This window comes from Bradyrhizobium sp. WSM4873, from assembly GCF_055811355.1.
Genome location: NZ_JBVVPS010000108.1, coordinates 1 through 808, shown reverse-complemented (window position 1 = coordinate 808; position 808 = coordinate 1). Strand labels below are relative to the sequence as shown.

Sequence of the window (808 nt, the reverse complement as noted above, 5' to 3'; positions counted from 1 at the left end):
GAGCCAGAAGAGGCCTCGTCACCCGGGCGACATCATCCCGGAATGGTGGGCGACATCATCTCGGAACGGGTGGGCGAGATCATCTCGGAATCCTGGGCGACATCGACCGGAATCCGCAAGCTGTACACCGCAGTAGCTGATCGTCCCCACAAAGGCCGTCACGAACAGCACCAACCAAGCTTCAACCGCGAATCCGAACATCTGAAAAGACATTGAATGGTCGCTCTTAGCCAAAGGAATGGATCTGCAGGAACAGAAAAGTTCGAGATTCTAGCAAAGGCTTCGGATTCTGTATCAACCTATGCAACTCCATGACGGCAGCTATCGCCAAACCATAACCAGAGCGGAGAGGTTGGCGAGATGGTCGCCTGCCGTCCCAATTTTTTGTTACTACTTTCGCCTTTTCCAACCTTTCCGCTTTTCGTCTCAAACTTTTGGCTTGGCCGCGCACGCAGTCTTTACGACCAAGCTTACACTGACCTTACATCTGTTCCGAGATCCGGTTGCCGCGATTATCTCGGCTTTCGGATTTCGATACAGGTCGTGTCCAGGAACTCAGCGGCTCAACAAAGGCATTCAATCTCGCAATCGTGAACTGGCAACCGATCGGTGCGGATCGGATATACGCTGCTACATTCAGCGAGCCCTCTGTCGCTGTCGCCAAGGCGGTATCGCGAGCGATCAAGATGAGAGTCACGCATGGAACGGGCGCAATGGATGATCATCCGGCTCAGATATCGATTGCCGCGCTTGCTTATCCCCAGCAGCTTCGTTTTGCCTCCCGTAGAATATTCTCTCGGGACAAGAC

Annotated in this window: 1 protein-coding gene and 1 pseudogene; one reads left to right on the top strand and one right to left on the bottom strand. The window is 53.6% G+C overall.

The genetic code is table 11. The features are described from left to right. Positions 1-216, top strand: a 216-nt coding sequence (locus tag AC0L21_RS37950; protein WP_473267097.1) for a hypothetical protein, incomplete at its 5' end; no start/stop codon positions are given. A gap of 485 nt (positions 217-701) precedes the next feature. Here AC0L21_RS37950 and AC0L21_RS37945 read toward each other — a convergent pair. Continuing rightward, positions 702-808 (bottom strand): annotated as a pseudogene (locus AC0L21_RS37945) (transposase); the annotation flags it as partial.